This window comes from Gordonia sp. ABSL11-1, assembly GCF_030315685.1.
Classification (GTDB): Bacteria; Actinomycetota; Actinomycetes; order Mycobacteriales; family Mycobacteriaceae; genus Gordonia.
The window spans coordinates 1-1,558 of the sequence record NZ_JASXSI010000070.1 but is presented as its reverse complement, the minus strand read 5'-3'; the positions used below and the strand labels follow the sequence as shown (position 1 = coordinate 1,558).

Sequence of the window (1,558 nt, the reverse complement as noted above, 5' to 3'; positions counted from 1 at the left end):
ACCGACACGCCCGAACGAAGGATCAACCCGTACACCACGCCAAAGGACTTGACCACGCCTTGTTTGGCGGCGAGAAACGTTCCGTTGGTGCAGTTGTCGTCGAATCGCCTGGACAGGTGCCACTGGATGTAGCTCCGCATCACGAGTTGGTTGTCGAGACTTGTCAGCGTTGCGAGCTTGCTGTCGGCCCACGTCGTGAATCTGGTCCGGAAATCCACCCGCGCACCAGCGATCCCGTGCTCATCGAGCAGCGCGCGGATGTGCACGGCTGAGCGATTGACCGGTAGAGATTCGAGGAGTTGTTGGTCCACCGTGTCAGCTGCCGCGATCTCCTGAAGAATCGTGCGTACCGTCGGGTTTCGCAGCCACGTGACGCCACTGTTCGGGCGTGGCATTTCCCTGAGTGCCTCGGCCAGGCCGACCAGCTGCGGGTTGACCTTTCAACTCACAGACGGTCGACGCCTCGTCCCAAACATGCTGATAAGTGGGGGGATTCGGAGCAGTACGAATCGTCACAGTGACATATTGACCCGTCGCAGCCAGGACCTCCGAGGGACAGCCGCCTAAATCACGCAGTCATTGAGCGTCGGACCCATTCATTAGATGAATGTTCTGATCATGTCTGCATGTCAGACTGGTCACCACAAGCCCGGTCACTGCCGACGCTACGGCGCCGAATGCACATTCGCACTGGTAACGGCGTTTGAGGAGCAATCTCGAGTATTCATCTGTTTCTGAACTCGATAGATAAATAGGCCGATAAGATACATTATGTCAAGTAAGTCACGACATATTGCATTGCGCAGCAACGGAACTTGTCGGATGCCCGCGCCGCGCCCCGCGCCACCTCAACCCACGCTGTACGCCACTGCGCATGACGTCATCGCGCAAGTCCCAGAAACGCCATCAACGAGCGTTCGACTTCAATGAGCTGTTCGGATGTCAGACGGCCGACATGCGTCTGAACATTCGATCGTCGTACCGCGGTTAGCTTGTCGACCATCACGTCACTGTCCCGCTCGAGGCCCGAGATCGAATCGCGATCACCCGGGATACGAATCCGCAACAGGGGCGCATCGATGAGCTGGCTCGTCATCGGCGCAACTACCACCGACAGAGTTGAATCGAACAGGTCATCCTGCACGATGACGGCCGGCCGCGGTTTGGATGCATACACACCACCCGCAACGGTCCAGATTTCGCCGCGAATCACGCCTCGTCGTCCCAAGGCGCGGCGACAGCCTCGACGAAATCCTGCTCGTCCTCATCGGCGTCGGCCTCTGCCACGAGAACCGATTGCTTGTGGGCTTGTGCGGCAAACTCTGGCGTTCGTACGTCAGGAACCCAGACCTGCAACGGTCGCAAGCCTCGCTCGCGCATCCGGCGCCGGTACTCGCCAACCCTGTCCCTCACTGCCATGCCCACATGTTACATGTAACGCTCCGGACTGGCCAGGGTGCGCAGCCCCGAGTTGGATATGCAGGAATCGAATATGCAGGGTTACCAGTAAATCAATTCGTACTGCATTGCAGTACAAGAAGATTTGTGTCGGATGATG

General features: G+C 58.2%; 2 protein-coding genes and 1 pseudogene. All 3 read right to left on the bottom strand.

All coding sequences use genetic code 11. The annotated features are described in order from the left end of the window. A pseudogene (locus QSJ19_RS26440) lies at positions 1-266 on the bottom strand (hypothetical protein); the annotation flags it as partial. Positions 267-880: 614 nt separating this feature from the next. Next, positions 881-1,213, bottom strand: coding sequence for a type II toxin-antitoxin system PemK/MazF family toxin (locus tag QSJ19_RS26435; RefSeq protein WP_286324028.1), 333 nt, complete (start codon positions 1,211-1,213; stop codon positions 881-883). Beyond that, the gene (locus QSJ19_RS26430) at positions 1,210-1,419 is read right to left on the bottom strand and encodes an antitoxin MazE-like protein (protein ID WP_286324027.1); all 210 of its coding nucleotides are present in this window, start codon (positions 1,417-1,419) and stop codon (positions 1,210-1,212) included. Before QSJ19_RS26430 ends, QSJ19_RS26435 begins: the two co-directional genes overlap by 4 nt. Positions 1,420-1,558 lie beyond the last annotated feature (139 nt).